This is a genomic window from Telmatospirillum siberiense (genome assembly GCF_002845745.1).
GTDB lineage: Bacteria > Pseudomonadota > Alphaproteobacteria > Rhodospirillales > Magnetospirillaceae > Telmatospirillum > Telmatospirillum siberiense.
The window spans coordinates 389487-415380 of the sequence record NZ_PIUM01000001.1 but is presented as its reverse complement, the minus strand read 5'-3'; the positions used below and the strand labels follow the sequence as shown (position 1 = coordinate 415380).

21 protein-coding genes and 1 tRNA gene are annotated in these 25894 nt (G+C 61.8%); 4 read left to right on the top strand and 18 right to left on the bottom strand.

Translation table 11 applies throughout. The annotated features are described in order from the left end of the window. Window positions 1-3 precede the first annotated feature (3 nt). The 9 genes from CWS72_RS01905 to CWS72_RS01860 form a co-directional block, all read right to left on the bottom strand. Window positions 4-879 carry a CheR family methyltransferase gene (locus CWS72_RS01905; RefSeq protein WP_101248841.1) on the bottom strand — a complete coding sequence of 292 codons (876 nt, stop codon included), beginning with the start codon at window positions 877-879 and terminating at the stop codon, window positions 4-6. After that, window positions 879-1496: a HEAT repeat domain-containing protein gene (locus CWS72_RS01900; RefSeq protein ID WP_199175500.1), complete on the bottom strand. Its 618-nt coding sequence runs from the start codon at window positions 1494-1496 to the stop codon at window positions 879-881. Before CWS72_RS01900 ends, CWS72_RS01905 begins: the two co-directional genes overlap by 1 nt. Continuing rightward, entirely contained in the window at window positions 1483-2604 is a 1122-nt protein-coding gene (locus tag CWS72_RS01895; protein WP_101248840.1) for a protein-glutamate methylesterase/protein-glutamine glutaminase, read from the bottom strand. The genes CWS72_RS01900 and CWS72_RS01895 overlap by 14 nt, the downstream gene beginning before the upstream one ends. Window positions 2605-2696: 92 nt before the next feature. Next, complete coding sequence (locus CWS72_RS01890; protein ID WP_101248839.1) at window positions 2697-4250, bottom strand: chemotaxis protein CheW; 1554 nt, start codon at window positions 4248-4250, stop codon at window positions 2697-2699. 39 nt (window positions 4251-4289) lie between these two features. After that, window positions 4290-6224 (bottom strand): methyl-accepting chemotaxis protein, encoded by a 1935-nt coding sequence (locus tag CWS72_RS01885; protein WP_101248838.1) that lies wholly within the window; start codon window positions 6222-6224, stop codon window positions 4290-4292. Window positions 6225-6335: 111 nt separating this feature from the next. Further along, window positions 6336-7001: a response regulator transcription factor gene (locus CWS72_RS01880; protein WP_101248837.1), complete on the bottom strand. Its 666-nt coding sequence runs from the start codon at window positions 6999-7001 to the stop codon at window positions 6336-6338. 131 nt (window positions 7002-7132) lie between these two features. Next, a complete protein-coding gene (locus CWS72_RS01875; RefSeq protein ID WP_101248836.1) occupies window positions 7133-7822 on the bottom strand; it encodes a helix-turn-helix transcriptional regulator in 690 nt (229 codons plus the stop codon). Next, window positions 7819-8862 (bottom strand): cobalamin B12-binding domain-containing protein, encoded by a 1044-nt coding sequence (locus tag CWS72_RS01870; RefSeq protein ID WP_146002592.1) that lies wholly within the window; start codon window positions 8860-8862, stop codon window positions 7819-7821. Before CWS72_RS01870 ends, CWS72_RS01875 begins: the two co-directional genes overlap by 4 nt. Window positions 8863-9326: 464 nt before the next feature. Continuing rightward, on the bottom strand, window positions 9327-12173 hold the full coding sequence (locus CWS72_RS01860; RefSeq protein WP_101248833.1) for an FAD-binding and (Fe-S)-binding domain-containing protein: 2847 nt from the start codon (window positions 12171-12173) through the stop codon (window positions 9327-9329). A 503-nt stretch (window positions 12174-12676) separates the two neighbouring features. On the opposite strand from CWS72_RS01860, the gene CWS72_RS01855 reads away from it, so the two are divergent. Beyond that, the gene (locus CWS72_RS01855; protein ID WP_101248832.1) at window positions 12677-13492 is read left to right on the top strand and encodes a FadR/GntR family transcriptional regulator; all 816 of its coding nucleotides are present in this window, start codon (window positions 12677-12679) and stop codon (window positions 13490-13492) included. Between the two features lie 12 nt (window positions 13493-13504). Here CWS72_RS01855 and arsA read toward each other — a convergent pair whose 3' ends face one another. From arsA to tcuA, 9 genes are all read right to left on the bottom strand, one after another. After that, complete coding sequence (gene arsA, locus CWS72_RS01850; RefSeq protein WP_101248831.1) at window positions 13505-15205, bottom strand: arsenical pump-driving ATPase; 1701 nt, start codon at window positions 15203-15205, stop codon at window positions 13505-13507. A gap of 7 nt (window positions 15206-15212) precedes the next feature. Further along, window positions 15213-15578, bottom strand: a complete 366-nt coding sequence (arsD, locus tag CWS72_RS01845) for an arsenite efflux transporter metallochaperone ArsD (protein ID WP_101248910.1) — start codon at window positions 15576-15578, stop codon at window positions 15213-15215. A 66-nt stretch (window positions 15579-15644) separates the two neighbouring features. Then, a complete protein-coding gene (arsB, locus tag CWS72_RS01840) occupies window positions 15645-16712 on the bottom strand; it encodes an ACR3 family arsenite efflux transporter (protein ID WP_101248909.1) in 1068 nt (355 codons plus the stop codon). Between the two features lie 47 nt (window positions 16713-16759). Then, the gene (locus CWS72_RS01835; protein WP_101248830.1) at window positions 16760-17218 is read right to left on the bottom strand and encodes an arsenate reductase ArsC; all 459 of its coding nucleotides are present in this window, start codon (window positions 17216-17218) and stop codon (window positions 16760-16762) included. Window positions 17219-17303: 85 nt separating this feature from the next. Continuing rightward, window positions 17304-17726: an ArsR/SmtB family transcription factor gene (locus CWS72_RS01830; RefSeq protein WP_101248829.1), complete on the bottom strand. Its 423-nt coding sequence runs from the start codon at window positions 17724-17726 to the stop codon at window positions 17304-17306. A 221-nt stretch (window positions 17727-17947) separates the two neighbouring features. Further along, window positions 17948-18024, bottom strand: a tRNA-Arg gene (locus tag CWS72_RS01825). A 44-nt stretch (window positions 18025-18068) separates the two neighbouring features. Then, the gene (locus CWS72_RS01820; protein WP_101248828.1) at window positions 18069-18368 is read right to left on the bottom strand and encodes an ETC complex I subunit; all 300 of its coding nucleotides are present in this window, start codon (window positions 18366-18368) and stop codon (window positions 18069-18071) included. Between the two features lie 182 nt (window positions 18369-18550). Beyond that, a complete protein-coding gene (tcuB, locus tag CWS72_RS01815) occupies window positions 18551-19642 on the bottom strand; it encodes a tricarballylate utilization 4Fe-4S protein TcuB (protein ID WP_101248827.1) in 1092 nt (363 codons plus the stop codon). Next, window positions 19629-21026 carry an FAD-dependent tricarballylate dehydrogenase TcuA gene (tcuA, locus tag CWS72_RS01810; RefSeq protein ID WP_101248826.1) on the bottom strand — a complete coding sequence of 466 codons (1398 nt, stop codon included), beginning with the start codon at window positions 21024-21026 and terminating at the stop codon, window positions 19629-19631. The genes tcuB and tcuA overlap by 14 nt, the downstream gene beginning before the upstream one ends. A 258-nt stretch (window positions 21027-21284) precedes the next feature. Between tcuA and CWS72_RS01805 the strand changes: the two genes are divergently transcribed. From CWS72_RS01805 to CWS72_RS01795, 3 genes are all read left to right on the top strand, one after another. Further along, window positions 21285-22796: an FAD-dependent oxidoreductase gene (locus CWS72_RS01805; RefSeq protein WP_101248908.1), complete on the top strand. Its 1512-nt coding sequence runs from the start codon at window positions 21285-21287 to the stop codon at window positions 22794-22796. Window positions 22797-22940: 144 nt separating this feature from the next. After that, a complete protein-coding gene (locus CWS72_RS01800) occupies window positions 22941-23651 on the top strand; it encodes a GntR family transcriptional regulator (RefSeq protein WP_101248825.1) in 711 nt (236 codons plus the stop codon). Between the two features lie 130 nt (window positions 23652-23781). Then, on the top strand, window positions 23782-25860 hold the full coding sequence (locus CWS72_RS01795; RefSeq protein ID WP_158240467.1) for a methyl-accepting chemotaxis protein: 2079 nt from the start codon (window positions 23782-23784) through the stop codon (window positions 25858-25860). Window positions 25861-25894 lie beyond the last annotated feature (34 nt).

Sequence of the window (25894 nt, the reverse complement as noted above, 5' to 3'; positions counted from 1 at the left end):
CGGTCACTCCGCGGACAAAGGCTTCTGATAGACGATGGTTTCGCCGAATTTCCGGGGCAGGAAGATCGAGGACATCCGGCTCATGCTTTCGGAATGGCCGAGGCAGACAAAGCCGCCGGGGCTCAAAGCGTCGAAAAACATCTCGACGGTCTCGCGCCGGCCGACATCGTCGAAATAAATGAGGAGATTGCGGCAAAAGATCACGTCGATGTCGCGGAAGCGGTGGGTGTGCAGCGGATTGACGACATTGACCAGCGAGAAGTCGATGGACTCGCGCAGCTCATCGCAAATCTGGAAACTGCCGTCGGGTCGAGGGAGGAAATATTTAGAGCGTAGCTGCGCCGACACTCGTGACACCGATCGCTCGCCGAATAGACCCGTCCGCGCCTCGTGAAGAATCTTGCTGTCGATGTCCGAGGCGGAAATCTCGATGTTCCAGGAATCAGCCTGGGACCAGCGTTCGAGAATGCTGATGGCGATGGAATAGGGTTCTTCGCCCGACGAGCATGGGATCGACCAGATGCGAATGGGCTCGTTACGGCGTTTGCTCCGCGCGACCTCCGGCAGAATGCCGCCGATCAGGGCATCGAACTGATAATCCTCGCGAAAAAAATAGGTCTCGTTCACGGTCATCGCATTGACCAGGAACTGCAGTTCCTCGCCGGTCACTTGAAAACGCACCATGGTGAAATAGTCACGGAATGATTCAGAGCAGGTCTTCTCAATACGATCGGCAACTCTCCGGTCGACGAAGTATTTCTTGCCGGCCTGAAACTGGATGCCCGTCTTCCGATAGAAAAATTCGCAGAATTTCGCATATTCCTCGTCGGTCATGGCGGGAGACGGATCCTTCTGGCGCGTGGCGAACAAGGCTGCCATCAATGCCCCCGGATACGGCGCATGGCCGCATCGATGGCGAATTCCATGAAGGGGTTACCCTCGTACCGGCGGCGCAGCGCCTCCAAATCGATCAATGTTTCCGGTCCACCGATTTCCGCCAAGCCGTCCACCGCGGCGGCGCAAACATTGATATGCGGGTCGGAGCGCACCACATCAGTCAGCCATTGGGGGGCTTGGCCGTGGCGTAATGCGCCCAGAATGTTGACGGCGAAAATGCGCACATCGCTGTCTTCGTCGGCCAGAAGGTCCCGCAAATGGGGGGCGACGGCATCGGGCATCTCTTGCAGGGCTTCAATGGCGGCATTGCGCAAGGGCACATCGTCGCTGCGCAAAAGGGACGCCAAACGCATGGCGACCGTCGGCGACTGCAGATGGATAAGGCTGGTCAGCAGTACCGCCCGCACACTGGGGCTGGCCTCCACCTCCAGTCGGTCGCACAGAGCCATCGCGGCTTCGGGATGGGGGGCGAGATCGCGGGCGGCTGCCCGGCGGACCGACGGCTCGGCAGCCGAAAGGTCGGCCAGCAATACCGCCGGATCGCGGGACGGCTCCGCCAGGACCAATGTTCTTTGCCCGCCTGCCTTAACGAGCACCATGGCGATCCTCCCTGGTGGTCACGGTCTGCTTGAGCCAGGCCGTCAGTTGTCCGGCGATGCGTCCGGCCGGCAGGACCAGATCGGCCCCGCCGCGTTTGACCAATTCGCCGGGCATGCCCCAGATCACCGAGCTCGCCTCGTCCTGGGCGATGGTGTGCCCGCCGCGCCGTTTCAGTTCGCACATGGAATCGGCGCCGTCGTCGCCCATGCCGGTCAGCAAAACGCCAATGACGTTTTCGGACGCCATGGCGTGCAAGGCGCTGTCCACCAGGCGTTCGACGCTGGGATGCCAGAGAAACTGACTGCCGCCCGGCATCGGGTTGACCACCCAACCGGTTGCACGTTTCCCGATGACGACGTCGGCGTCGCCCTTGGCGATATAGATTACCCCAGGCTTCAGCGGCATCATCTGGGCCGCCTCGATCACCGGCATCCGGCACATATCATTCAGACGCCGGGCGAAGATCGCGGTGAAACTGCCTGGCATATGCTGAGCCACCACCACCGGCCAAGGGAAGTCGGCGGGAAGGCAGGGCAGAATTTCCTCCAACGTCCCCGGACCGCCCGTGGAAACGCCGATGATGACGACACCGAAATCGTCCACCGCCAAACGCGCCGAAGGGGAGGCGCCGCCCCCGCCCTGCCGTTCCCGGCGATCGCTCCGATCCGCCCGCTGATCGCGCAGCCGTTGTTGCAGCCCCGTCGAGCGGCGCAAGCGGGCCCGGCTCGCCGCCTTGACCTTTTCCAGAATCTCCCGTTCGACCCGATCGACATTGAGCGATATGGTGCCATCCGGCTTGTGGATGAAGTCCACAGCGCCCAAGGCCAGGGCTTCGAAGGTGACCTCGGCCCCCCGTTGCGTCAGGGACGACACCATGACCACCGGCGTCGGGCGGCGGGCCATGATATGCGACAGACAGGTCAGGCCATCCATCTCCGGCATGTTCACATCCAGCGTGATAACGTCCGGCTGGAACGGCTCCAACGCCTCCAGCGCTTCGACGCCATTGCGAACAGCCATCACTTCGTAGCCACCCTTGGCTTCGAGGATCTCCTTCAAGTGGCGACGCATCAGCGCCGAATCGTCGACGATCAATATCTTTGCCATGTCGACTGGCGCCCTCCAGAGGTAAATACAATCAGAGGCTTTGTGCCGGTGGGACCGGCACCGCCAGCGTGGAGCCTCCGCATTGCTGATTGCTACTTCGCCGCCTTGCTTGCCGCACTCAGTTCCTTGCCGTCGAGGAGCTGATCGATATCCAGCAGCAAAATCATGCGGTGTTGCTTCTCGATATTGGCGACCCGCCGGATAAGACGTTGCTGCTCCTCCGACAGATCGGGCGAAGGTCCGATCACCGAGGCGGGGATGCGCATCACCTCCAGCACCTGATCGACGATGAAGCCGGTCCGCACGCCCTTTATGGTGTAGACCATGATCCGCTGCCGATCGTTCTTCTCCATCGTCGGCAAACCAAAGCGCCGACGCTGATCGACCACCGGCAGGACGACGCCGCGCAGATTGATCACGCCTTCCAGAAAATCCGGGGTCTTCGGCACGCGGGTCAGTTCGTCGGGCACCCGGACGATTTCCTGCACCGCGTCGATGGGGACGCCATACTCCTCATTCATCAGGCGGAAGACGACGAACTGTTCCTCGTCGTCAATGGCGCCGCTAGAAGTCCCCACACCGTCTTCGGTCATCGCCCTGTCCCCTTCTTCCCTGCCGTCGAGGACCGCCCGGATGTCGCCGCTGTTGAACATCTTCTCCGACGATAGGATCGACACCAGCCGCTGCCCCTCATTCAGACGGCAGATCGACTGGATTTCGCCGAGATTGCCGTCGCGGGCGAGCAGGGCCGGCATCGGGTCGATGACCGAGCGGCCCACCCTCAAGACCTCCTTGACGCTGTCCATCATCACCCCGACCGACATCTCGGCGCTCAGTGAGACCACGACGATCTTATTCGCGTCGGTGACCTCCTGAGGCGGCAAGCCGAACATGTCGCGCAAGGAAACCAGAGGCAGAAGCCGGTTCCGGAGCGTCATCACCCCCAGAACATGCGACGAGGTGTTCGGCACCTCGGTGATCTGCTCGGGGATCTGGACGATCTCCTGGACCTGTTCGATGGGCAGGGCATATTCCTGACCCGCCACTTCGAAACTGACCAACTGGCTTTCGTCACTGGCATCATCGGCATTGACAATCGTCTTCCGGTCTTCCGCGCCGCCACTCAGAGCCTGTTTGACCGCCTTGGAAACGGCCTTGAATTCGCGGGCCACCACCTTTCCCGCATCAAGGATCATCACCATCGACGTGCCATCGGAGGCCTTGATCATCCCGGTCATCAGATCATTGTCGACGGTGCCCTGAATCGAATCCACCGGCTCGATGCGGTCACTCTCGACAGTCACCACATTGGCCACCCTATCGACCACCAGGCCGACCGGACGCCCCTGGTCGAGGATGACGACGCGGGTGGCGTCGTCATGCTCCACCGCTGTCATGCCGAAGATCTGTCGCAGTCGGATGACCGGCAGCACCGTACCCCGAAGATTGGCGAGTCCCTCGAGAGCCCCGGGGCTCAAAGGGACGCGGACCACCTCGGGCATGCGGATGATCTCCTGCACCTCGGCCAGACGCACGGCAAACATCTCGTCGGCGACATGAAAAATCACGAACTGACGGGCGTCGCCGGCATCGGCGATGGTCATCGCTCGCGCCTCATCGCTTACCGTTTCCGCAACCTCGGACATGGTTCGTCCTCCTGTTGGCTATAATTGTTTGCGGAAACGTCAGGCAGTCGCCTGCAATTCATCGGCGAGCGAGGCGATCTCCTCGATGGCGGCAGCCAGTTCCTCGGCCCCCTTGGCTTGTTGCTTGGCGGCCACGCCGGCCTCGCCCGTGGCTCGCGTCGTCTGCTGGGCGGCGGCGGCGATCTGCTCGACGCCGGTCTGCACCTCCTTGACCATGCGGACGATGTCCTCGCCACCGGCGAGAATTTCCCGATTGCCCGCCAGCACCAACTCGACGTCCTTGACCACCGTTTCCAGATCGACGCGGATCGCCTTATTTTTTTCGATCTCGACAGCGGCGGCATTGCCGATTTCCTCGAGATCGCGGCGCACCGCGCCGATCTGATCCTGGATCGCCTTAACCGTGTCCTTGATCCGATCGGCATTCTCCGCCGAGTCTCGGGCGAGGTTGCGGATGTCAGTGGAGACGACCGCAAAGCCTTTGCCGAACTCGCCGGCCCGCGCCGCCTCGACCGAGCCGTTGACCGCCAGCATGTTGGTCTGGATCGACACCGTGGTGATGGCATCGACGATCTTGTCGATGCGCCGGCTGATCTGCTCGAGCGCGGTCATCTGCTCGCGACTCTGCTTGCCCGATTCGACCGAGGCCATGACGCCGTCGATCAGTTCATCGATACCCTTGATGCTGTTGGTCACGCGCTCGGCGGTCGCCTCACTCTTTTCGACTGCGGATTGCGCATTGGCCGCCGATAACTGGGCGCCCCGCTCAATCTCGGCAATGGCGGCCGAGGATTGCTGGGTAGCCGCCCCCTGTTGCTGGGCGCCCTTCTGGATCTGTTCCAATGCCACCATGATCTGGGCGGCGGCGCGGTTGATCTCTTCCACCGCCGAGGACAGTTCCTCCGCCGCCGAGGCGACTTCCTCGCTGCTCTTGGTGATGTCGGTGGAGTTTTTCAATTCGTCGGCAAGTTCCGACAATTCCTGCGACGCCTGCTCCGACTGGGTCAGCGCCACGGTCTGCTGGTCGATGGTCTTCAACGCCTCCTGGCAGGCCGCGCTCTGCTCCTCGGCGGCGGCGGCGATAATCTCGGAGCCCTTCTGCACCTCGACGGCAGCCGTGTTGGACTCTTCCGACGCCTTGGCCAGTTCGCGCCCCCCGATGGCGACCTCGCTCATTTCGACACGAATTTGCTCAAGCTGGGTGGTGATGACCTTGCCTTTCTCCACTTCCTGCCGGGCGCTGTCGGCCGAGGTATTGATCCCCTCGGCAATCACCTTGACGTCCTTCTGGATCTGGGCGATCAGGTCCTGGATCTCGCGGGCGCTCTTCTCGCTGGTTTCGGCCAATGTCCGAACCTCGTCGGCGACCACGGCGAAGCCCTTGCCGTGCTGCCCGGCCCGCGCTGCTTCGATCGCCGCGTTCAGGGCCAGAAGGTTGGTCTGATCGGCGATGCGCGCCACCGCCTTGACGACCTCGGAGATGGCCGCCGCTTGGCGTTCCAGCTCCTCGACCATCTGGACAGAGGATGTCTGACGCTCGGCGGCGCGACCGATGGCGCCGATTGAATTGGTGATCTGGACCGAGACATTCCCGATCAGTACCTGTAAAGCCTCGGTCTTGGAGACCGAAAGGTCGGCGTTCTCCTTGGCTTTGCGGATAAGACCGGCGCCATGGCTGACAGCCTTTTGCGATTCCTGGGCAGCGCCCGCGGCTTCTTCGGCGCCCTGGGCAATCTGCTCCGATGCCTTGCGTAACTCCTCGGCGGCGGATGTCGCCTCGGCGATGCCGCTAGCCAACTGCGAGGTGGCGGCAGCTATGCGCTCGGCGGCCTTTTGCTGACGGGCGAAGGTTCGCGCCTTGCGTTTCTGGGCTTCGGCCAAGAGCTTGCTGCCGCTTGCCGCACCGATATCCTCAGTCTCGGCCCCTTTAGCCACGACCAATCCGCCGATCTGATTCTTTTTGACGAGAGCCATCTGAATTTCCCCATTCGCGACACGACGCGCGCGACTATTCAGAGCGCTTTTATTCCAAATCGTGGACAGCCAACATCCTATCGTATGTTAGGAGTCGCTATCGAACGATAGCTAGTCGGAACGATGCACCCCGTTAGCCAAGAGCAACCAGACGGCTTGGGCACGATTGGTTGCCCCAATTTTTTTGTAAACCCCCCTCATCCGAGCCTTGACCGCCGTTTCTTCAATCCCAAGACGATCGGAGATGGCTTTGTTGGACAAACCGTCCAACAAAAGGGGGACGACATCGACCTCCGCAGGAGAAAATTTGACTTGTGCGATAAATGCGGCGTCAACCGCATTGCCCCACATCACGGGGCCAACAACCACCTGAGCGGCCATCGCCTTCAACGTGTCAGCCGGCAGATAGAGCTCTCCCAACAACACCAGCCGAAGAGCAGACACCATATTTTGTCCGGAGATGGTCTTGAAGATGACTGCTTTGGCGCCGGCATCGATGGCTGCCCACATGAGGGCTGGATCGGCGACAGTCGTCAGCAGCACCACCTTGGCAAGCGGGAATCGCGCCGTGAATAATTGGATTCCGGCTGATCCATTGAGCCCCGGCATTGCCTGAGCGAGAAGAGCCAATTCGACTCCCCCCGCACCCTCTGTCACAAGGAGAGCATCATCGAAAGACTCTGCTTCAATAATTTCGGCTTCTTGGTTTAGTTGCGACAGGAAGCTGCGAATACCATCACGCAACAATCTATGATCATCGGCAAACAGAATTCGCATACCAAACCTTTACGGCAGTAGCCTCCCGTGGACCTTGTCCAACGCTCGATAGTTACATTCGTTTTAAGTGTGGTAGTGCGACAATCCTATCTATGGATAGATACCCACCATCATCCTATCGAAAGATATTGTCACTTGGGTGTCAAGCGCCCATCTCGGGCGAGAAGCGCCATGATCGCCTGAGGACGACTGGCGACACCAAGCTTTCTATAGATAGTGCGCAATCGCGCCTTTGCCGCAGATTCCTCAATTCCAAGGTATTGAGCAATCCGCAGGTTGGAGAAGCCGGCCAAAAATAAAGGAATGACTTCATTTTCGCGTACGGAAAACGGTTTCGACGCCATAGGCGTATTCACCTGGATGGACTCGACAGCGGATGGTTTCGCCGGGTGGGCCATGCCGTCGGTCACAGCAACTCTTGCCGCCTCAATTGAGGCGCGAACCAGTTCTCTCTGCTGGTTGATAAGCCTGTTGTTGAGCCCACCGATGGCGTCAATGGCCGCCAACGAAACATCGGAGCCGGCAACCTCCAACCGCCTGACGATGACAACCAGGCCGTCATTGATTACGCTCCCATCGACCTGAAGGACCGTTCGCCCCTCTTTCAGGTCGAAGGCTAGCATCCAGTTGAGCGCCATGCTTTGGCGGCGAACGGCGAAGATGAAATCGTGCGCCGCAGCAACGTCCGTTTCCGCCACTTGCTGAACAAGCGACCGACCGATAGTGAAATCCACGGCGATGCCGAGGCCATCAGTGGGAATGGCAAGGAGCATTCCATCGAGATCGCAGAGCAAAATGGTCCCGGTGGTGTGATGGGTCATTCGCCACCCGCCAACAACCGATTCGCTTCCATCACGGCGAGGCGACCATCCGGCGCCGTGCCGTCGGCCCCGACGCGTCGCCACAGATCTTTGTCCACATTGAAAGGGTAACCCCCGACCAGAATTTTTCGTCCGCGCCCCCCTGGTCCGGCACGTAACATGATAACCTGTGCGGCAACGGCGGGGACGTTGGTGGCGATCATTGCCGAAACGGCAACCACGGACGCTCTGACTTGGTCCGCCAGCACCACGACCGCTTCGGGTGGCACGTTGGCGCCGAGGAACTTGGTGTCCCATCCCTCCAGTTGGAACAGATCGGCCACCATCCGCATACCTATTTCATGGGGTTCTCCCTCCGCGCAAATGGCAACCAGCACCGGTCCCTTGCATTCCGCCGCAAACAAGCGCGGATAAAGTTGCGACATGATCACCTGCGCGGCAGATGATACGTAATGCTCCTGCTCCACCGAGATTCGTGCGGCATACCAAAGTCGCCCCAGTTCGTGCATGGCCGGCGCGATTACTTCGAGATAGATGGATGGGATGGCTACTCCACCGTTGACAGCCCCGATCACCAATTTTTCCGCCGTCCGCAGATCCCAAGCCAGCAACGCCGACAAAAATTGCATCGCCGCACCGGTGATCGGGGGGCCTGAGCAGGCCAGGGAAGAGAATTCCGAGGGCTGCTGATCAAGTTCGGCGAGTGCCCGGCGCAGCATATCCGCCTGTCGGACGCTGCGGACACTTCCCTCGGCGGCGATTGCATCGGCCAGACATTGAAGAGACGACTGAAGATCGGCGGCGGAAAACCCGAGATAAAAAAACCGCCCCTTGAGCCAGACCAGATAATCCAACAGCAGACACTGACTATCGACAGACTCCGCCGCATCCAAATAGCGCAGATGCATCAGCATGTTCTCGGCACATTTCTCCCGGGCGCCGGGGATATAACGCTCGGCCGGAGAGTAGCGTCGATAGAACAATTCGACCGCATTAGCAGCCAGTCTGCGACCATCCTTTTCAATAAATACCGAGTTCACATTGCCTCTCTGCCAAAATTCCAGACAAGGATAGGTGTACGGCAGGTACAATGAACGGGAAAAGTGCCGCGCTATAATGCGGGGGCCTCGGCCATTTCCACGTTGATGGCGTTTCTTGCTTCGGGCCGGCTCAGGGTAAAGATCGTTGTTGCCCCGTCAAGGCGGATTTTCAGCGCGCCTACAGTTCAGCTCCTTCGTGGCATTTTTGGAAGAGATCGGATGTGCCTGTCAGCGCTGGGCGGTGGGCCTGGAACTGCTTGCACGCATGGAGCCCCTCGTCACCGCGTTCGATACAGCGATCGAACACACGCGGCTTTTCCGGGACATGGTCAGCGGAACCGTTCGCGTCAGCGCGGCCGCCCATGCCGGGTGCAAAAAAACTCCCGCGAGGGAAAGCCCCCTCGCGGGAAAGTTTATCGAAGGCCCTCTCGATCAGCGGTGATCGACAGGAGGTGGACGGTCGATCACGCCCCGGTCGCTTTCGCGACCAGATGCACGATAGACCGGTAGGGAATGCCAGCCTGATCGGCCAAGCCGATCTCGCAGGTCCGGTTGGAGGAATAGCCGTCGTGACAATCGTGCGGCACCTGCTTCGCCAGATGCCGGGTCGCATGCTCGTTCAGCTCCGGCGTGGTGAACCCCCACATGCCGGCGAAGCCGCAGCAGGTCATTTGCTCGGGCTGGATCACCGTCTCGGCGCAGGCCTTGGCGATGGCGACCAGCTTGCCTTCCAGCCCCATCTTCTTCGCCCCACAGTTCAGATGCAGCATGACGGTCCCCTGCTTTTTCTGAACATTGAGCTTGGGCAGGACCTCGTCATGCAGGAAATCCACCACGTCGCGCAGCTTCAACCGATCGCCCAGATATTCCTTCATGCGATAGCTGCAGGTGCTGGTGTCCGAGACGATCGGCAGTTTTCCGCCATCACTGGCGGCGAACAACGCCGCTTCCAGTTCGGCGGCCTTGGCGTCGGCGACGTCCTTGAGCCCTTGCGTATCCCAGGGCTGGCCGCAACACAGGCCACCGAGATTCTTCGGGTAGATCACCTGGAAGCCGACCTTCTCCATCAGCCGCTGAAACACCTCCGGCACCGATTCACGAACCGGATCGTCACCGGCGGGTCCCATCGACCGGGTGGCGCAACTCGGCAGATAGACGACTTTCCGTCCGGCGACGACCGAGTCCCTCGGCTTGTAGGAGATCCGCGTCGGCACATTGTGGGTAACCTTCGGCACCAGGCCACCGCTCACCTTGCGGGCGGCGCCGGCGAGACCATCGAAACCCTTGTTGCCGACGAGGGCGCGGGCCACCCCCACGGCCGCCAGGCCCGGACCGGAAAGAGCCAGCATGGAGCCGTAATTCCTGGACGTCCAACTGCCCACCGCCTTGCCGAAACCGCTCCAGTCCTCGGTCCTGAGCGACTTGATCAGTTTTCCGGTATTGATGCCCATCGGGCAGACGGTCGAACACAGGCCACAGGCGGCACAGGTCCTGGTTCCGTCATAGGCGTAACGCTTGCGCAGGTCGGCCTGCTGGGCCGGATCGGCGCCCACCTTGGCCAGCCGGTTGACCTCGCGCCAGCCGGCGATGCGCTGGCGGGGGGTCAGCGTCAATCCGTTCGAGGGACATTGCGGCTCGCAGAAACCGCATTCCATGCAGGCGTCGATCAGCGGACTGGTCGTCGGCATGGGTTTCAGGTTCTTGGTGAAGATGGATGCGTCGTCGTTCAGCACCACACCGGGGTTCAACATGTTTTCGGGATCGAGCAGGCTTTTGATCTCGACCATCAACTGATAGGCCGCCTCGCCCCATTCCAGTTCGACGAAGGGAGCCATGTTGCGGCCGGTCCCATGCTCGGCCTTCAACGAGCCGTCGTACTTCTTCACCACCATGTCGCAGACGGCTTCGATGAATTTACGGTAGCGCTCAAGCTCGCTGGGGATCGAGAAGTCGTGATAGATGACGAAATGCATGTTGCCGTCGAGGGCATGGCCGTAGATGCAACAGCCCACATAGCCGTGCTTGTCGAACAGGTCCTGAAGATCGAGCACGCCGGCGGCCAGATCCTCGATCTTGAAGGCGACGTCCTCGATGATCACCGTGCTGCCCGGCGGACGGATCGCCGCCACGGCCGGGAACACGCCCTTGCGGACGTTCCAGAAGATGGCCGTCTCCTTCGGATCGGTCGAGAAGATCGGCGGCGACAGGGTCGTCGCCTTGTCGAGAACGGCGGAGATCGCCGCCATATTGGCTTTCAGCGTCTCCTCGTCGGCGGCGCGGGTTTCGATCAGCAGGGCGGCGGCGCCGTCCGGCGTCCCGACGATGCTCTTCGGCATGCCGGGCTTGTCCTCCACCGCCCGCATCGCCGGGGAATCGAGAAGCTCGACCGCCGCGACCGGGGTCTTCTTCAGCAGCGGCACCGTCCGGCAAGCCTCGCCGATGTCAGGAAAGACCGCCAGCGCGCTGGCCTTTTTCGGAAGATCGACGACGGTGCGGTAGGTGATCTCGGAAATGAAGGCCAGGGTGCCTTCCGAGCCGATCAGCAGATGCTGTAAAATGTCGATGGGATCTTCGAAATCCACCAGGGCGTTCAGGCTGTAGCCGGTGGTGTTCTTGATGCGGTACTTGTGGCGCACCCTTTCGGCCAGGGGACCGTTCGCCTTCAGGTTCCTGGAAAGCTGCGACAGCTTGTCGAGCAGGACGCCGTGGCTTTTCTGGAAAGCGGCCCGGCTGGCCTTGTCGGCCGTATCGAGCAGCGTCCCGTCGGCCAGGACGATGCGCATCGACTGCACGGTCTGATAGCTGTTTTCGTGGGTGCCGCAACACATGCCGCTGGCGTTGTTGGCCGCGATGCCGCCGATCTTGGCCGCGTCGATCGACGCCGGATCCGGACCGATCTTGCGGGAATAGGGCACCAGCCGACGATTGGCGTGAGCCCCGATCACACCGGGCTGCAGGCGGATCGTCTCGCCGCCGTTCTCCACCGAAATGCCGGTCCAGTTGTCGCTCAAGGTGATCAGCACCGAATCGGTGATCGCCTGCCCCGACAGGCTGGTCCCCGCGGCACGGAAGGTGACCGGCGCATGATAGCGGCGGCAGCAGGCCAGTACGTCGCGGACCTCCTGCTCGGTTTCCGCCCGCACGACGATTTTCGGGATCAGGCGGTAAAGGCTCGCATCGGTGCCATAGGCCAGCAAGCGCAAGGGATCTGTAACCAGACGTTCCGCCGGAATCAGGCGTCTGAGCGCTTGACCCAACTCGGCATAAACATCGGCGGAAGGCGAAGGCAGGACACGAAGAGTGGACGACATGGTGTCTGGGCTCCCTGATCGATTCTCCGGAAAAGCCGGAAAATCAGCGCCCTCGATTCAAGGTGTCGCGGAAGGCCCCTCCTCCCTGGTGGCGACCGTCGTGAAACCCGAACGGAGCATGTTTTTTTGACCATGCGACGGCGGGAACTCCCCTTTTTTGATGCCCCACGCAACGCAATGGATAACTCTTTTTACCACTAAAATTGCCACTGACAAAAAACTTTCTCTCAGTCCGATCCAGGAATTGTTCCCTGACCAATTCCACGATGGAAATCCCCGCCGAAGTCTATTTTCATCCGCCTGCCCCTCACGGGCAAAACCCTCCCGATGAGCGGCGGGCCGGCCTGGGCGGGGAAAGCCAGCGTCTCAGCGAACAGGAAAGATGAAAAGTGTGAAAAAGAGTTATCCACTGAAGATGGCGCGAGGAAAACGGATCATCCATTGTGATGTTCGGTGTACAAATGCTATGCTCTTGGGAATATTAGCAAAGCAAGGTTTTGGCCATGGTCTTCCAGGCTGTGCGCCCGCCACGTCTTTCCGATGCGATTGCCGACCAGATCCGCGACCTGATCTATGAGGGCGCGCTTCCACCCGGCACCCGCATACCGTCGGAAAGAGAACTGGCGGAACGTTTCGACACATCGCGACCGACCGTACGCAGTGCGCTGGCCAAGCTCGATTCCGAAGGGCTTCTGCAGATGCAGCGGGATGGACTGCACGTGGCGGATCCGACCGCGGAGGGAAACTCGACCTCGCTCACCGCTCTTTACGAGGGGCGCCCCGAGCGCTTCGACGATTACCTCGAGTTCCGTCTGATCATCGAGCGCGAGGCGACTTATTTCGCGGCGTTGCGGGCCACCAGCGTCGATCGCGACAATATCGCCCATTGCTTCGAACGGCTGATGGAACTGCACAAGCAATCCGATGCCGGGGCCGAGGCGCAAGCCGATGCCGACTTTCATCTATCCATCTACGAAGCCTGTCACAACATGACCATCCTGCATGTGATGCGCGGAATGTCGGGCCTGCTTCGCAACGACGTCATTCATAACCGGGGACGCCTGCATCCGCGCACCGGCTACCACGAACTGAACGCCCAGCAGCATCGCGCCATCTACGAGGCCATCATGGCCGGCTCGCCCGACGCCGCGCGGACGGCGGCCCATACCCACATCGCGCTGGTCCGCGAATTCCTCGACGAAATGCAAAAGGCCAATGACCGGCTGGAGACGTCGCTCCATCGGATGGCATCGAAGGCGCAGTTGGCCTCCACCGAAACCACCGAACTGCCGCCGTCGCTCGGCCGGGAAAAAGGCTGAGGGCCGAAAGAATCAGGCCTTCCATGCGATCAAAACGGTGCGACAGGCGGATGCGACGCGATCAATGAAGGGAATTTCATAGCGGCCCCTCTCGGCGAGTTGAGGATCGCGGGTGCCGCTGGCCAGCAGGCTTTGATTGATCACCCAGGCAAATGGAGAAATCCCCGCGCGCGCCAGGTCATGTTGCAGGCGCTCCGCCTCGTGAACCGGTGTCGCTTCCGCCAGCGTGACGATGATCGTTTTGGTGAAGACCGGGTCACGCAACCGGGGGAGAAGATTTCGAACGGCGTCCGGCATATCCAGTTCGCTGCGCAGCACTTCGCGGTGATAGGCCTCGGCCGCGTCCAACAACAGGATCGTATGGCCGGTGGGGGCGGTGTCCAACACCACGAACTGGTCCCGGCCTTCGTCGACGGTGTCGGCAAAAGCGCGGAAAACCGCTATTTCCTCAGTACAGGGCGAGCGCAGATCCTCTTCCAGCATGGCACGGCCGGCAGCATCGAGGCCAACGCCCGCTTTTGCCAGAACCTCAGTCCGATAGTTGGCGATCTCCTGTTCCGGATCGATACGGGTCACCGTCAAACCCGGCACATCCTCACCGACGGCATCGACGACATGCGCGGCCGGATCGGTCGTCGAAAGCGTCACCCGATGACCCCGCCGCGCCAAGGACATGGCGATGGAGGCGGCGACAGTGGTCTTGCCGACGCCGCCCTTGCCCATGGTCATGATGACGCCCCGTCCGACCTTGGCGATATCCGCCACCAAGCTCTCCAGATCGGGTGGAAGCGCCCCAAGTTTCACAGGAGAAGCGGCAGGAACATCACCGGCTTTCGATCGGACCATATCGCGCAACGCCTCAAGACCGACCGTCCCCCTGGGCAGGAACGGCGTCTCGGTGCGTGGCAGTCTCGCCAGACCGACCGGCATAGCGGCGACGGCATCCCGCCCCCGGGCGGTCAAGGCGTCGGCGACGGCATCGCCGGGGGCAATCGCCGTGAACATGCCGTTCAGGGCGAGGCGCAGATTGGTGACCCCCAATTCGACCAGTTCGCCGCGAGTCCGCTCCGCTTCGCGTAGGGAGGATCGCTCCGCACGGCTGACCAGAATCACCGTGGTTGCCGCCGGATCGGAAAGCCGGGTGACGGTGGCGGCATAGAGCGCTTTCTGCTTTTCCAGCCCGGCCAGGGGTCCCAGGCACGAGGCGCCGCCGGTCGAGGAGGCGATGAAATCGGTCCAGGCGGAAGGCAGGGTCAGCAGGCGCAGGGTATGCCCGGTGGGAGCCGTATCGAAGATGATGTGATCGAAGCCGATCGTCGCGGAAGGATCGCCCAACAGTTTGGCGAATGCGTCGAAGGCGGCGATTTCCACCGTGCAGGCTCCTGAGAATTGTTCTTCCATGCTGGCGATGGCCGCCGCCGGCAGCACCCCGCGATAAGGTCCGACCACGCGTTCCCGGTAGTCGCGGGCGGCAACCTCGGGGTCGATGTTCAGAGCATAAAGACCCGGCGCATCGGCAATCGGCGTCGGCGCCCCCGTCAGCGGAGTACCCAGCACCTCGTCCAGGTTGGAAGCCGGATCGGTACTGACGATCAGTACCCGTTTTCCGGAATGGACCAAAGCCAGCCCGGTGGCGCAGGACAGCGAGGTCTTGCCGACGCCCCCCTTGCCGGTGAAGAACAGTGTCCGGGTACCGACCGTCGGCAGGGTCATGACGGGATCACCCGCAACAGCCCGACTTGGGAGAGCAGCAGGAAGACGCTTTCTCGCGGGGGGGCTCCTCGTTCGGGAGGCCAAGCTTCCGTGTCAACTGGTCCCGCGACGGATAGACACCGGTCGAAACGATATGCCCATCAAGGACGATGATCGGCAACCGGTCCATTCCGGCCTCCATCTCCCTGAGCACGGCCGGATTGGCGGCGAAGGCCTGAGGATCTTGACCGAGATTGTAACGCTGCACGCTCACCCCCCGCTCGGCCAGCCATTTCAGGTCGGCTGCGAAAGTCACCAGCACGGGATCGACCTCGGGACCGCAAACGCCGGTCGAGCAACACATGGCCGGGTCGTAGATTTCAAGTTTTTTCATGGCTTTGCCTTTTTCATCCTCGCAAGCGGTCGGCATCACTGGAAACCACCTTGCGATAGTTTTGCGTCAGGGCCGGGGCTCTTCTTGAATAACGGGAACGACGTCCTCGATCCCCGCCCCGGCTTCGTACCAATCCTTGGAACTGTTGACGATCTTGACCACCGAGAGCATCACCGGAACCTCGATCAGCACGCCGACCACCGTGGCCAGCGCCGCCCCCGACTGGAAGCCGAACAGGCTGATGGCGGCCGCCACGGCCAGTTCGAAGAAATTGCTGGCGCCGATCAGCGCCGACGGGCCGGCGACACAATGGGCGACCCCCAGCTTCCTGTTGAGCAGATAAGCCAAGCCGGAATTGAAATAGACCTGGATGGTGATCGGCACCGCCAGCATCAGGATGATCAGCGGCTGGGTGATGATCTGCTCGCCCTGAAAAGCGAACAGCAGGACCAGGGTGGTCAACAGCGCCAGCAGGGAAAGAGGCCCGAGTTTCGCCAGCGTGACGGCCAGCGCTTGCGGGCCATTCGCCAAGAGCGCCTTGCGCAGGAGTTGCGAGACGATGACCGGCACGACGATATAGAGCAGCACCGACAGCAGCAGGGTGTCCCACGGCACGGTGATGGAAGACAGCCCCAGCAGCAGGCCGACGATCGGGGCAAAGGCGAAAACCATGATGGTGTCGTTCAACGCCACCTGCGACAAGGTGAAATGCGGCTCGCCCTCGCAAAGGTTGCTCCAGACGAAGACCATGGCCGTGCAGGGGGCGGCGGCCAGCAGGATCAGTCCAGCGATATAGCTGTCGATCTGCCCGGCCGGAAGATAGGGACGAAACAGGGTGCTGATGAAGACATAGCCCAACAGCGCCATGGAGAACGGCTTGACCGCCCAGTTGATGAACAGGGTGACGCCGATGCCCTTCCAATGCTCCCGGACCCGGTGCAGGGCGCCGAAGTCGATCTTCAACAGCATGGGAATGATCATCAGCCAGATCAGCACCGCCACCGGCAGATTGACCTGGGCCACCTCCATCCGCCCGATGGCGTGAAACGGCGCGGGAAGAAAATGGCCAAGGGTAACGCCGGCGATGATGCACAAGGCGACCCAGAGCGTCAGATAGCGCTCGAAAACCCCCATCGGGGCCTTGGCGGCGGCCCCCTTCGTGACGACATCCCGTCTTGACATCAAACTTCTCCCGCGCGTTCCGGACCGACATCGATCAGCTTGCGGATTTTGGTTTCGATCATGGCGTAGACCTTGCGGAACTCTGCCAGCCGTTCCTGGTGCGTGCCCTGGGCATGGGCGGGATCGGGGAAACCGATATGGACCTTGGAGGGATGGCCCGGCCAGATCGGGCAGACCTCACCGGCGGCGTTGTCGCAGACGGTAATCACCAGATCCATCCTGGGCGCGTCCGGCAGGGCGAATTCGTCCCACGATTTCGAGCGCAGCCCTTCGGTGGAATATCCATTCTCCTTGAGCACTTCGATGGAAAACGGGTTGACCCGCCCGGTCGGATGACTGCCGGCGCTGTAGGCCTTCCACTTGCCTCCCCCCAGGCGATTGATCAGGCATTCGCCCAGGACGCTGCGCGCGCTGTTCCCGGTGCAAAGGACGAGAACATTGATGGGTTTGTCGGTCATGATCGCTGTCGATCCTTCTAAGGTTTTCAGGGGTTCGGTGGTCTCTGGGGGCTCGGCCGATATCGTCCCGGCGAAGGCTTCGCGCTCACGAAGGCCCTCCGCAGCAGGATGGCGCCTTGGAGGCCGGAGCGTTCGAAGCGAGAGCGGCGCGCCCTTCGTTGCAAAGAACCTGCACCGGAACCGCGTTGACCAAGGCCAGCATCCGGCGGTCTTCCTCGATGGTCGGATCCTCATTGAGACATCCGCCGATCAGGCCCAGGAATTTGCGGGCGCAAGGATTGAGTTCCCGTTCAGCCAGCCGGTAGTAGACCCACTTGCCGTCCCGGCGTTGTTGGAGCAATCCCGCGATTTTCAGCATGGCCAGATGCTTCGAAACGGTGGCGGGCGCGAGATCCAACACGGCGGTAACCTGGCAGACGCACAGCTCGCCGCCTTCCAGAAGCTTCAGGATGCGCACCCGGCTGGGATCGGCAACGGCTTTGGAAACGGTTTCAAAGGTTTCAAGCATGAAGGGAGATCACCATCGTCATTTCGATAACTGACGAAATGATGGTCTTAAAGACACTCCCTGTCAACGAGATCCAGGTTCCGGCGCAGTGGAGGCCCGGTCAGCGCCCTTCAGGAAGGCAGTAGGCGACCGGAAGGACGCTGAAAATCGGCGAGTTCCGGCGTTTGCCGATCAAGGCTCGAACGCGGTCGCCGCCGATTGTAGAAAAGGACAAAAAAGATTGGCGACCCCGGCTGGATTCGAACCAGCGACAACTCGCTTAGAAGGCGAGTGCTCTATCCAACTGAGCTACGGGGCCGCGGGACCTTCCGGCCTGAAACCGGGCCGGAGGAGCGATCCGGATCAGACGACCCGGTCGAAGCGGAAATTATCGGCGTAGCTTTTAGGCTTCACCTGTTTCAGCGGACGCTCGTCGGCCACGTCGTAAGCCAGCCCTTCACGCTCGGCGAAGGCGACGGCGTCCTCCCTGGTGGCGAAGCGCATCCGCAACTGGGCCAAGGTATCATGCGAACCGTTCCACCCCATCAGGGGATCGGGTTCCTTGCGATCGGACGGCTCGAACTCGACAATCCATTGCCGGCTGTTGGCGCGCCCGGACTGCATGGCGCTCTTGGCCGGACGATAGATGCGGACCTTGGACATGCCGAACTCCCTCTTCGCCTCGAAACGGATCCATGGGTTACCATACCCTTGGCAATCCTTCAACGCGTCTTGCAGGGGACCAAGGGCAACCTGTTCAGGTTAACGTCTGGTCCGGGCGTCGTAAGAGGTGCCCGCGGCTCACGTTCAGCCCTGTCCGTCAGCGAAGATGGAGATTTCGCCCCTTACGACCGCCTTTCCAGGGCATAGCGCAGCAAGGCGCCCGCCCGATAGATGGCATGGACGAACTTGCTGTAAGGCAGCGACAGGAACAACGTCAGGACGAACCCCAGATGCAGGGCCAGGGTGATGCCCATGCCCGATGTTCCGCGCAGGGCCAGCAAGGTCAGTCCGCTGACCGAGGACAAGGCGAGCAGCAGGACGAAGGCGACGTCGCCGCCCAACAGGCGACGGGCGCCGGGCGCCTGGTCGCTGGCCATTTTGAGCCACAGCATGCCGGCACAACCGACGACGATGCCGATGCCGCCCACCGTGCCCAGCACCACGGGCAGGCTGAACAGATGGAAGGGCGAAATCATCGACAGGCCATATTCGTAAAATGTGGCCGTCGCGGTCGAGGCGAAGCAGGCCAGGAAACCGTAAAACAGCGCATGGTGGAACCGGCGGCGCAGGGAGGAGAAGGCCTCGTCCTGGTCGTTGCAGCCATGCTCCTCGCCCAGATTGCGCAAGGTCAGGATATCGCCCAGGGCACGGGCCAAGGGTGCGGGGCGGAAAAAATCGCCCGCCCGACCGCCGATGTCGCTCCAGAAACGAATGAACCCGACCAGAAGGGCGAAAAGCGCGAAAAGCCCGGTCACGCCGGCCACGGCCACCATCACGCCATGGGGAATCACCGCGTAGAACGCACCCGGTCCGGCATGCGAACCGAACAGAACCGCCGGGGATTGGAAAAGCGCGGCGGCTATGAGAACGCCGGCCAGGCACAGGGCGGTCAGAATCGCGATGACGGCGCCGTTACGGCGGAAGGCCCCCGCCAGGAAACCCGGCCAAGCGTATTCCTCGTAGGTCTCGGCCCGCAACTCGGCGAAGGTCCTCGGCATATTGATGCCGAATTCGTGCGGCGGAGCATATTGGCAGGCGTAGTAGCACCCCCGGCAATTGTGGCAGAGATTGGCCAGATAGCTGAGGTCGCCATTGTTGAAGACGCGGCGCAGTTCCATGGCCGGAAAGACCGCGCAGAAGCCTTCGCAATAGCGGCAGGCGTTGCAGATTTCGAGCTCGCGGCGAGCCTCCAGCAGGCTGTCAGTTGTGCGCATGCTTCGCGGCCTCCCTGCCGGCGATCAGACCAAAAACCGTCCCGATGGCCATCCCGATGCCGGCCAGATAGCCGCGTCCCAGGATATTGCCGGCCATGATTTCCCCGGCGGCGAACAGATTGGCGGTGGGCCTGCCGTCGCTCAGCATCACGCGGGCCCGTTCGTCGACCTTCACCCCCAGATAGGTGAAGGTGATGCCGGGACGCAGCGGATAACCGTAGAAGGGCGGCGTGTCGATGCGCCGCGCCCAATGGGTCTTCGGCGGCGACAGGCCATCCGTCCGGCAATCGTCCAAAACCCGGTGATCGAAGGTCCCCGGCCGCACGGCCTCGTTGTAGTCGGCGACGGTCTTCTCCAGGGCGCCAGGCTCCAGCCCCAGCTTGACCGCCAGTTCGGCGATAGTGTCGGCTTTCACCGGGGGAAACACCGAAGGCATGAAAAGCTCGATGCATTTGGCATCGATGATGGAATAGCCGATCTGCGCCTCCTGCTGGGCAACCAACCGGCCCCAGATGGCATAGCGCTTCGGCCAGAAATCCTCGCCCTCGTCATAGAACCGCTGGGCATTGCGGTTGACCACGATACTGAAGGGCACGCAATCGAGGCGGGTCACGATGCCGCCGTCCATTTTCGGCGCTCGCGCGTCGATGGCGACGGCATGGCATTGCTTGGGATCGCCCGCCGTCATCACCCCCTGCTCCGACAGATCGGCGAGAATTTTCCCTTGCGCGTAGGAGGTGCCGCGAATGAGGAAATTGTCGGCGGCTTCGCCCCAATAACGCCTCAGCCAGCCGATGTTGGCCTGGAACCCGCCCGAGGCGGCGACCACCGTCCGCGCCCTGACGGTTTCGGGAAAACCGCGGCAGGTGATGGTCGCCGAACGGATTTCCCCATCCTCAAGGGCGAGATGGGTCACTTCAGTATCATAGAGGATGTCGATCCCCATCCGCTCGGCCGTCAGATAATAGGCGTTGACCAGAGCCTTGCCGCCACCAAGAAAGAAGGCGTTGGTGCGCGACAGACTGAGCGTCCCGCTCAAGGAAGGCTGGAAACAGACGCCATGCTCCTCCATCCAGGGCAGGGCGTCGGCGGTGGAGCGAATGGTGAGGCGGGCCAATTCCTCGTTGGTCTCGCCGCCGGTGACCCGCCGCAGGTCTTCCCAATATTCCTCTTCCAGATAGGCCTCGGTCAGCGTCGCGGTGGGCGCCTGGTGCATCGTCCGCAAATTGCGGGTATGCCGGCTGTTGCCGCCGCGGAAGGCCTTCGGCGCATGTTCGAGGATCAGTACGCTGGCCCCCGCTTCGCGGGCGGAGATCGCCGCGCAAAGGGCCGCGTTGCCGCCGCCGACCACCAAGACGTCATAAGGTTTCGAAAGATCGGTCATCCCCAGGGTCCCATTGTCAGAGGCTGATGGATGCTCAGCCAGTCGCGGTCGCGTCCCGGAGCACAGGCCTTCTGGATGGCGCCGCCCCGTTTCTGTCGACGATTGTATACATTGATATACAAATAGCGTCAACACGTCATGCGAGCATGACAAACCGATAGAACACCATTGTATACGATGGTATTTTACAACTTAAGGTCACAGGGATCCGGATGACACTGCATGACAAGCGGCCGACGAGATGAGACGGCAACCGGAATGGTGACGGAAACGTGGGATGTCCTGGTGATCGGCGGCGGCGGCGCCGGCCTGGCCGCCGCCATCGAGGCACGGGAATTGGGACGTTCCGTTCTTTTGATGGAAAAGAACCGCTCCCTAGGCGGGTCGACGGCATGGGCGGTCGGCTCGATCAGCGCCAGCGTCACGCCGCACCAGATCCGCAAGGGCATTCGCGACTGTCCGCGCGATCATTTCCTTGATATGGCCAAACTTTCCGGAAACTTGGCGGCACGCGACAACGACGAACTGCGGGCCGTGTTCTGCGAGGATCTTCCCGACACCTTCCGCTGGCTCCTCGACAAGGGCATCCGCTTTTTCGGCCCCCTGGGCGAAACGCCGCAGAGCCGGCCGCGGCTGCATGCGGCGCTGCCCAACTCCACCGCCTACATCTACCAGCTCGAACGCCACGCCAGACGCTCCGGCGTCGTCATTCATTACAACAGCAAGGTCAACGAACTGATGATCGAGGAGGGACGCGTAACAGGCGTGCGCGTCTCGGATAACCAGGGGTATCACGAGGTTCGGGCGCGGGGCGGCATCGTCCTTGCCACCGGAGATTTCACCAACAGCCCGTCCCTCAAGATCCGTTTCATTTCGGATGAGGCCGCGAAAATCGAGGCGCTCAACCGAACCGCCACCGGGGACGGCCAGATCATGGGCATGCGCGTCGGGGCCCGGGTGGTCAACGGCGATTTGGCGCTTGGCCCCGAAATGCGATTTCCACCGCCGGCGCGGCCGGGGTTCCTCACCCGGCTGCCGCCCTACCGCGCCCTCGCCGGCGCCTTGGCATGGGCGATGAACCGGCTTCCCTTGCCGCTGTTGCGCCCCTTCATCATGAGTTCCCTGACCACCGCGCTTGCTCCGTCGGCCCATCTTTTCGAAGAGGGGGCATTGCTGGTCTCCTCGGACGGATCGGCCGTCAAGGGGCCGGTGGAGCGCATCCCCTACACCATCGTCCAACAACCGGGCGGGCAGGCTTTCATCATTCTCGATGGGACTCTGGCGAAAAAATTCTCAGCCTGGCCCCACCATATATCCACCGCCCCCGGCATCGGCTACGCCTACCTGCCCGATTACCGGCGCAATCGCCGCGACATCTGTCGCAAGGCGGACAGTATCGAGGAACTGGCCCGGATCTGCGGCATGGCGCCCGCGATACTTCGGGCGACCATCGAATCCGATGACGCCGGGGCGAACCGGCGTATCCTGCGGACAGGCCCCTACTTCGCCCTGGGACCGGTGCGTTCGTTCTTCGTACACGCCGAAGGCGGCCTCGCGGTCACGCCGCGCCTGGAAGTCCTGGGACCGGACGACCACCCCATTCCTGGCCTTTTCGCCGCTGGATCGGCTGGTCAGGGAGGACTGCTGCTGAGCGGATATGGACATCATCTGGGCTGGGCGTTCACCTCGGGTCGTCGAGCCGGCCGCAACGCGGCCTTCGCCGTGACCGACGCCGCGAGAGAAGCGCAACAAGAGCCGGAAACATGCTGATGCATTGAAACATCAGGATGTTTCGATGTACTGAGCCCGCGTGACATCGGGCCACGAAACGCCACGAGAGCGGCCGCAATTTCCATGAGGCCGGTCCCCCTACGCAACAATCACGAGCGACCGATCGACATGCTAGAAGAGCCGATGACCGACATTCCGGAAGAATATCGCAACGCATCCCGCGGGGAATATGTCTATTGCGTTCTGCGAGACGCCATTCAAAGCGGCAAATACCGGCCCGGGGAACGCGTCCGCGAGGACGAGATCGCCAGGGCTCTGGGGGTCAGCCGCACGCCGGTCCGCGAAGCGTTGCATCGCCTGTCGGAGCGGGGGCTTTTGGAACTGGCGAGCGGCCGCGGCCTAGTCGTCGTGGAATTGAACAAACAACAGATGGTCGAGCTTTACGCCATGCGCGAAATGCTCGAAGGCGCCGCCGCCGGTCTGGCCGCCCAACATGCCTCGCCGGCGGAAATCGATACGATGAGCCGACTTCTCGAGGAATTACGCACGGCCGGCGAGGATTCGGAGAAGGTGGCCTATCTCAATCGCCTTCTTCATCAGACCATCTACGACGCGGCTCACAATCGATATTTGCTGCAAACCCTGAACGAACTGCGCGACGCCATGGCGTTGTTGCGCGACACCACCTTCGCCGTGTCCGGCCGGCCGGCCGCCGCCGACATCGAACATCAGGCGATCGTTCTCGCCATTCAGAAACGCAGCCCGGACCATGCCGAGCAAGCGGCGCGCTTCCATATCCGCGAAGCTCAGCGGGCCCGCATGGAGCTTCAATTTCAACTTTACGCGGACAGCAACGGACGCCATCGTCAACCAAGAACAGCCCTCGATTCATAAAATCATAAGTAGATCATTGAAATGTTAATGACGTTAACCGCATTAACATTATTCCTCAATAATATTATTGACATCGATGACGGCACCAGCGGATTTTAGCGATACTGCTATTATTATTTTGGTGAATTTCGTGCGGATCAAAACATTTTTTATTGCCGCCCTGGCAGTCCCGACTCTCGCCTCACTGGCCGGAGGTCTTTGGATCCTCGGCAATTTATGGGGTGTCTACGTCGGTAACGGACAAGCCCGCGACGAAGCCGCCGCTTTGGCGGCTTTGGCCCGCGCGGTCGAAATCTTCGCGGTCCAACGGGGCAATATCAATGTTTCGATGCTCTCCGAGGCTCCGGCCAGCGAAGCGATGCGCGCAAGCATGGCGAGCGAAGCACGGAACACCAAGGCCGCGATGGAACAGGCCGTCGCCCTGACCCAGGCCCTGCAAACCGCGGGCGCCCGGGAGATGGCCGCCACGGTCAATGACATCGACAAGAAAATCGATGCCCTCAACGCCTCGGTCGGCCTCGCGGTGCAACGCCCCAAAGCGGAACGCGACCCGGCCCTTCTCGGCAGCTTCGCCGCGACCATGGTTTCGGCCATGAATGCCGCCACCCCGGTCATGGACCGAGAGGAGCGGCATATCGCCGACGCCTCGAACGAGGTCGGCGATCTGGTGGCGATCGCCCGCCTGGGCATGGATTTCCGGTCGCTGGCCGGAAACCGCAGCATCAACGTCGTCGGCACGCTGGTTTCCGGACGCCCGGCCCCCTTCGAGACACTGTCGACCATCGCCGAATTGAAAGGCGCCATGGACCAGACCTGGAAACGGATTTCCTTCATGGTCGAACAAGCCGGAAAGCCCGCCGCCCTGGTCCAGGCGCTCGAAACGGTCGACAGGAAATTCCGCACCGGTAATGACCAGCTTTACGCGCCCGTGCTGGCGGCAGCCCGCGCCGATGGTCAATACGGCATCGACATTCCCGCCTTCCGCCGGCAGAACATCGCCAATCTGGCCGAGGTCAACGCGGTTCGCGACACCGCGTTCGACATCGCCCTGGAGCGCGCGGACGCCGCACGGAGGACGGCGGGAACCACTTTGCTGCTGACCGGCGGAGTGCTGATCGCGGTTCTGCTGGTCATTCTGGCAGTCGGCTTCGCCTTTGGACGGAGGGTGGTCGCCGCCCTGACCGTCCTCGCCGGAACCATCGAACGACTGGCCGAAGGCAACCACGGCATCACCGTTCCCTATGGAGAACGCGGCGATGAGATCGGCGCCCTCGCAGGCGCCATTGAAATTTTGCGGCACAACGCGGAAAACGCGGCCGCCCTGGCCAGAAAGACCGAGGAGGAACATCTGGCCAAGGAACGTCACGCCGAGAAGATCGATCGCATTTGCTCGGATTTCGGCATTGCCAGCACCGAACTGATCCACCTGATGGACGGAGCGGCGAAGGATGCCATCAAACAATCCTCGGCCAGCGAGAACATGGCCCGGGAAACGCTGAATTCTGCCGGCCTGGCCGGAGAATCGGCGCGGACGGCCTCGGCCAGCGTGCAAACCGTCGCCGCCGCCACCGAGGAATTGTCAGGTTCGATAACGGAAATCGGCACCCAGGTCTCCCACGCCGCCGAAATATCCAAGAAGGCGGTGGCGGAAACGGACAAGGCGAACGACCGCATCAAGGGACTGGCCGATGCCGCCAGCCGGATCGGCGAGGTCGTCAATCTGATCACCGACATCGCCAGCCAGACCAACCTGCTGGCCTTGAACGCCACCATCGAGGCGGCCAGGGCCGGAGAAGCAGGCAAAGGCTTCGCCGTGGTTGCCGGAGAAGTCAAAAATCTGGCCAGCCAGACCGCTCGTGCCACCGAGGAGATCAGCGGCCAGATCGGGGTGGTCCAATCCTTAACCAAAGATACCGTGGACAGCATCGGCGAGGTCAGCGAGACCATTCAAACCATGAACCAGATCAGCACCGCCATCGCTTCCGCCGTCGAGGAACAGGGGGCGGCGACGATGGAAATCGCCCGCAACATCCAACTTGCGGCAACCAGCACGGAAGACGCCTCGACGGCGGTGGACGGCGTGACCGAGATCGTCAACAAGGCGGAAGCGGCATCACGCGCCTTGGCGAGCGCCATGCACGGCCTGGAAAGCCGGGCAACCGAATTGACCGCCAGCATCAACGGTTTCCTGACCGACGTGCGCAGCTGAGGCCGGGCCAATCCTTCGGTGGCGCCGGCGGGGA